Annotated in this window: 4 protein-coding genes; 2 read left to right on the forward strand and 2 right to left on the reverse strand. The window is 39.2% G+C overall.

Annotated elements, in window-relative coordinates; genetic code table 11:
- Positions 1–39: 39 nt before the first annotated feature.
- Positions 40–738, forward strand: coding sequence for an ATP-dependent Zn protease (locus VB797_RS07240; RefSeq protein WP_323236987.1), 699 nt, complete (start codon positions 40–42; stop codon positions 736–738).
- Between the two features lie 74 nt (positions 739–812).
- On the opposite strand, the gene VB797_RS07245 is transcribed toward VB797_RS07240, so the two are convergent.
- Both VB797_RS07245 and VB797_RS07250 read right to left on the reverse strand, forming a co-directional pair.
- Positions 813–2,012, reverse strand: coding sequence for a diguanylate cyclase (locus VB797_RS07245; protein WP_323236988.1), 1,200 nt, complete (start codon positions 2,010–2,012; stop codon positions 813–815).
- Between the two features lie 1,071 nt (positions 2,013–3,083).
- Positions 3,084–3,287: a heavy-metal-associated domain-containing protein gene (locus tag VB797_RS07250; RefSeq protein ID WP_323236989.1), complete on the reverse strand. Its 204-nt coding sequence runs from the start codon at positions 3,285–3,287 to the stop codon at positions 3,084–3,086.
- Positions 3,288–3,553: 266 nt separating this feature from the next.
- Between VB797_RS07250 and alaS the strand changes: the two genes are divergently transcribed.
- A complete protein-coding gene (alaS, locus tag VB797_RS07255; RefSeq protein WP_323236990.1) occupies positions 3,554–6,196 on the forward strand; it encodes an alanine--tRNA ligase in 2,643 nt (880 codons plus the stop codon).
- Positions 6,197–6,297: the final 101 nt, after the last annotated feature.

Consider the following 6,297-nt stretch of genomic DNA (forward strand, 5'->3'; position numbering starts at 1 on the left):
TAACTCCCTACTCCCTACTCCCTGATACATAATAAAAGAATGAATAAAACAACTTTAAACTTGGTCGCGATATCAATATTTTTGATTACCTTTTCAATACTGCTCGGACCTTTGATTCATTTATCACCTGCGGTTCCTGCTGTGACTACTTTTTTAATTTTGGCGATCGCAACTTTTGATTCTTGGAGTTTGTCGGGTCAGGGAGGAACGTTATTTTTGGATTTGATTGGTGGATTTTCTCGTGAATATAGGGAACGTATTCTCCATCACGAAGCGGGACATTTCCTTGTAGCTTATATTTTAGATGTTCCGGTAACGGGTTATACTCTGAGCGCTTGGGAAGCACTGAAGCAGAAACAACGGGGACTTGGTGGTGTGAGTTTTGATGATGTTGAATTATTACAAGGTACCATTGGTACTCGAATTCTAGAACGTTACTATACAATTTGGATGGCTGGTATCGCAGCAGAAAAGCTGGTTTATAACGACGCAAATGGTGGTGCAGATGATAAAAATAAAATTATGGGAGTTTTGAAGTCTTTGGGCTGTTCTGCATCTATTTGCGAACAGAAACAGCGTTTTAGTATTCTCCAAGCAAAAACACTTTTAGAAAATAACTGGTCTGCATATCAAGCTTTAGTTGATTCTATGCGAGAGCGTGCAACAGTAGAAGAATGTGGAAATATCCTCATAAAACAAGGAGTTAAGAGTGAAAAGCTAACGGTTGATGTCTCTTGAAGGAGAAACTCAAATTTTTAGGTCAATCCAGATTCGATCCGTCGATCGCAACTCATTACTCATAACTCCTAATTTTATCCTACGGCAATTTTTATACATGGTAGTTGTATTGCGCGGTGATGAGAAACGTAACTGCTGCTTCCGGCTATAGTTCTATAATTAACTTCCTTTTGCAGTGCTTTATTTGTGGGATTAAAAATGTAAGAATTACTTTGTATTTTATTATTGCAATTAACTTCATTGTGGACGGATGAATTTTTTTCCGTCGTATTGATGCAGCTAATTACGCGGTTTCGTCCTTCAGATTTTGCCTGTAATAATAAAGTATCTGCACGATCTAACAAATTTAACCCTTTTTCATCATCGTTTGCAAGCAAACAAGCAGTTCCTAGACTGATGGTGACATCTATAGTTAATGTACTGTCGATTGCAAAAGGACTATCTCCAACTATCTTATTAAGTCGATAAGCTACCGAATCTGCTTCTTCTGCGGTGGTATTGCCAAGAATGATCACAAATTCTTCTCCACCGTAGCGGAATGCAGTATCTTGAACCCGCAAATTATTACGGATGCGGTTGGACAATAACTTTAATAGTTTATCTCCAACTAAATGTCCGTATTTATCGTTAACTTTTTTGAAATGGTCTACATCTAAAATAATCAAACTTAAGGGAGTATTATCAGTACGGGCTTTTTTTACCTGTCTGGGTAAATCCCATTCCAAAGCTCGACGGTTGTTTAATTCTGTTAAGGAATCCGCTAAAGCAATGGTTGACAATAAATCATTTGTTTTCATCAAATCGCGATATTTCTGAGCTTTACGCAAAGCTACAGTTAATTGGGACAGCAGTAAGCGATGACTAGCATTCCAATATGCAGCAGAATCTGTTTTTCGTTGTGGGGTAGATTCCGAATGTGCATCTCCGTACCAAATATAGGCATCAGCTCCAAGTTTGAGCGCTCTGGATGTGATTTCTGACTCCCATTCCCAACTTTGATTTTCTCGATCGGCAATTAGCTCGGGACTATCTTCTAAAAGAATGCAGTATATCCAAGAAAGCTTCGTCTGTTGATTTAACCAACAGCAAAGTTGCATACTATCATCCTGACTTGACTGTATGAGAATGATATCAGGAGGCTTTGATTGAATACGCGACACTGCCATTTGCAGATTCGCGATCGCTTCTAAATTAAAAGCACCTGCTTCTCGAATTTGCTCTGGTAATGTGGCTAGAAATTTATCATTTCCAAAAACCAAAATGGAAATGTTCATGATTTTTACTTTAGTTATTATTTGCTTCAAGTTAATTACCCTCTTCTATCAGTTTGTCTAAGTATTATTGCAATCAACCGGCTATTAAATACAGTTTCTGCATAAGAATAAAGTCGTTTACTTAAATTTAATTAAATTTAATCTTATTTATTGCCCATCGAATAAATACTTATTTTCTGATAGTGATGTAAGAAGGATAGGGTAAAATCCCAATCAAACCTGTTGAACTTTCTAATTAGTCAATATAAATTTATTTATGCCAAGGGGGTGTGACCCCACATCTGTTTTTTTTACTCCGTTAACCTTGTAAACGAACATCAAATTAATCTCCTCTTTTTAGTGCATCCTTAACTACAATCTATAAAACCGATATTCCCGATCCCTAATTTCTGTCTTAACAACATATATGTCAAACCGTACAAACACGGAATCATGGGAATAAGTCTTTAAATATGACTGTGATTTCCACCAATTAAGTATGTTTCAATATTCACTGAGATGTAGAAGTCACACATAACCGATACGAGCAGTAAACAAAATGATTCGCTCCGTAGAATTTCTGGATTATTAATAATTGCCTCAAAATTACTTATGAGGTTTTCACTAAATACGTGATAACCCAGATACACATCTAAATCAGTAAATTTTAATAATTTCTCAATTATAGTTCCGAGAATATTAAGAAAATTTTAAAAATAAAATCCTCCTTTAAATTTTGATATTAAAGAAGCCTTGCTAGCGATAATTTAAAAAAACGATATAAATCACTTAAACAAACTTCGTTTTACGGACGTATATTTACTTAAGGAATGATTTCAACATTCGGAATATACTTAAGTAAATATACGTCACAGGTAAATCAAGTCTGACTCAACTACTGATGCGAAGAAACCCTGTTTCCAATGAGACGAAATAAGAACTTTGTTCCCTAATCAGCAAGTTTTTAGAGAACCGGCTTTGTCGCATTCAGTTAAATAAGCTTTATAAATAAAACTCAATCCCAATAGCCCGTCGGCTGTGCGAGTTTAGGAATGATACTTTATTTATCAATTCATCATTGCCACTCGTTAGTTACTGATAACCTTCAATGTGATAACCAGCAGCAACGATTGCTTGCTTAATTGATTCGTCAGAAGCGCCAGAATCTACGGTAACTGTCTTTGAATCCAAATCCACATCAACTTTGGCTTTAGGTTCCATAACCTTGATAGCTTCGCTAATTTTGGAAGCACAATCGTCACACTTCATATTAGAAACTTTTACTTTAAGCGCCATGAACTACCTCACTCTCTAGATTTCACATGATTGTTCTTTTAGAATTTTACCTATTCTTAAAGAAAAAAAGCATATCTAAAGGAATAAGGTTGGTAATGGGTGATGGGGAGAAGGATCAATAATGCATAACTTACTGCAAACTACTTTTTACTCCTAACTATTCCCAATGCCCAATTCCCAATTACCAATCCCCAATTCCCCGTATTTTGATATTTTTGGTATTTTATAGTTTTAAGTCGAGTTAACGTTAATCAAGGCTTAGTCCCATGTCTGTAAATCCCCAACACCTCAGCGGTAACGAAATCCGGCAAAAATTCATTGACTTTTACGCGCAACGGGAACATCAACCACTCCCTAGTGCTTCCCTAGTACCGGAAGATCCTACGGTATTGCTGACGATCGCGGGGATGCTTCCCTTCAAACCGATTTTTCTAGGACAGCGTACCCCTGAATTCAAACGCGCTACGACTTCTCAAAAGTGCGTCCGTACTAATGACATTGAAAACGTCGGAGTTACCAAGCGACATCACACGTTTTTCGAGATGTTGGGTAATTTCAGTTTTGGCGACTATTTTAAGGAGCAAGCTATAGCTTGGGGTTGGGAAATTTCTACAAAAGTATTTAATTTACCCCCCGAAAGACTTGCAGTCAGCGTTTATCACGAAGATGACGAAGCTTACAATATCTGGAGAGATAAAATCGGCGTACCGGAAGCCAGGATTTTACGCTTGGATGAAGATAACTTTTGGGCTTCCGGTGCTACAGGACCTTGTGGACCTTCTTCAGAGATTTTCTACGATTTTCATCCCGAACGCGGCGATGAGAATATAGATTTAGAAGATGATACCAGGTTTATCGAGTTTTATAACTTGGTATTCATGCAGTATAACCGCGATGCAGATGGTAATTTAACCCCCCTTGCAAATAAAAATATTGATACCGGGATGGGTTTGGAGAGAATGGCTCAAATTCTCCAACAGGTTCCCAATAATTATGAAACCGATTTGATTTTCCCAATTATTGAAAAAGCTGCCGAAATCGCTGGAATTGACTACGGTAAAAGTGACGAAAAAACCAAAACTTCCTTAAAAGTAATTGGCGATCATATTCGCGCCGTGGTACACATGATCGCCGATGAAATTCGCGCTTCTAATGTCGGGAGAGGTTACGTGTTACGTCGGTTGTTACGTCGGGTAGTGCGTCACGGCAGATTAATTGGCATTGAAGGGGAATTTACCACCCAAGTTGCAGAAACAGCGATCGCACTTTCCGAAGGAGCATATCCCGAAGTACGGGTACGCGAAAACGCTATCAAAACTGAATTACAGCGAGAAGAATCTCAGTTTCTCAAAACTTTGGAACGTGGTGAGAAACTACTTGAGGAAGTTATCGCTAAATTGAAGCAGGAAAGTAAAACTGTTATCAGTGGTGAAGATGCTTTTAAGCTGTATGACACTTACGGTTTTCCCTTAGAATTAACTCAAGAAATCGCCGCAGAACAACATTTTACGGTTGACGTTGACGGCTTCAATGCCGAAATGGAACAACAAAAGAATCGCGGTAGGGAATCTCACGAAACCATCGATTTAACCGTCCAAGGCGAACTCGATAAATTAGCTGAAAATATCGAAGTTACCGAATTTGTTGGTTACACAGAACCCACAGCCACTTCCAAAGTTGAAGCAATATTAGTAGAAGGGATTTCCACAGAAGAAGCAGAAGCCGGAACTGAAGTTCAAATTCTCCTCAACAAAACCCCATTTTACGCCGAATCCGGGGGACAAATTGGCGATCGCGGTTATATCAGCGGTGATGGAATTGTAGTCAGAATTGAAGACGTAAAAAAAGAATCCGACTTTTTTGTTCACTTCGGACGCATCGAACGCGGTACAATCCGAGTAGGAGATTCCGTAACCGCTCAAATCGACCGCGCTTGTCGTCGTCGCGCTCAAGCCAACCACACCGCAACTCACCTGTTACAAGCGGCGTTGAAAAAAATCGTCGATGATAGCATCTCTCAAGCAGGTTCCTTAGTAAACTTCGATAGATTGCGCTTCGACTTCAACTGTCCCCGCAACATGACACCGGAAGAAGTGCTTTCTGTTGAAGCACAAGTTAATAATTGGATAGCTGAAGCTCATGCTGCCAAAGTTGAAATTTTATCTTTAGCAGAAGCAAAAGCTAGAGGAGCGGTTGCCATGTTCGGTGAAAAATACGGTGAGGAAGTGCGAGTTATTGACTTTCAAGGCGTATCAATGGAACTGTGTGGCGGCACTCATGTAAGTAATACTGCGGAGATAGGAGTATTTAAGATAATCTCCGAAGCCGGGATATCGTCAGGCGTGCGGCGGATTGAAGCCGTTTCCGGTCCAGCAATATTAGATTACCTCAACGTCCGGGATAATGTAGTAAAAGATTTAAGTGAGAGATTCAAAGTTAAACCAGAAGAGATTCCCGATCGCATTACCACCTTGCAAACCGAACTGAGAAACGCGGAGAAAGAAATTGAGAAGATTAAAGGGCAAATGGCGATCGCTAAATCCGACAGTTTATTAGAAACAGTTGAATCGGTAGGTGAATACAAATATCTCGTCGCCAAAATGGAAGGAGTTGACGCAGAATCCTTGAAAACAGCAGCCGAAAGATTGCAGCAGAAAATAGGTAACAATGCAGCCGTTGTTTTAGGTTCCGCAATTGAAGACGGAAAAGTCAGCTTAGTTGCTGCATTCGGCGCAGATATTAATAAAAAAGGCGTACAGGCAGGTAAATTTATTGGTGCTATTGCGAAAATGTGCGGTGGTGGAGGTGGTGGAAGACCTAATTTAGCTCAAGCTGGGGGAAGAGATGCGAGTAAATTACCCGAAGCATTGGAGAAAGCCAAAGGTGATTTGAAAGCGAGTTTGGGTTGATTCTTGTAGGTTGGGTTAGGCGGACAAATAATTTGATAAGATAAACACAAAATTAAATTCCGTCGTAACCCAACATCATAATTCGCAGGTAATTTTACATC

The sequence above is a fragment of the Rivularia sp. UHCC 0363 genome, from assembly GCF_034931125.1.
Lineage (GTDB): Bacteria > Cyanobacteriota > Cyanobacteriia > Cyanobacteriales > Nostocaceae > Rivularia.

Coding starts and splice junctions, on each gene's coding strand:
- VB797_RS07240 (WP_323236987.1), top strand. CDS start 40: ATGAATAAAACAACTTTAAACTTGGTCGCGATATCAATATTTTTGATT.
- VB797_RS07245 (WP_323236988.1), bottom strand. CDS start 2,012: ATGAACATTTCCATTTTGGTTTTTGGAAATGATAAATTTCTAGCCACA.
- VB797_RS07250 (WP_323236989.1), bottom strand. CDS start 3,287: ATGGCGCTTAAAGTAAAAGTTTCTAATATGAAGTGTGACGATTGTGCT.
- alaS (WP_323236990.1), top strand. CDS start 3,554: ATGTCTGTAAATCCCCAACACCTCAGCGGTAACGAAATCCGGCAAAAA.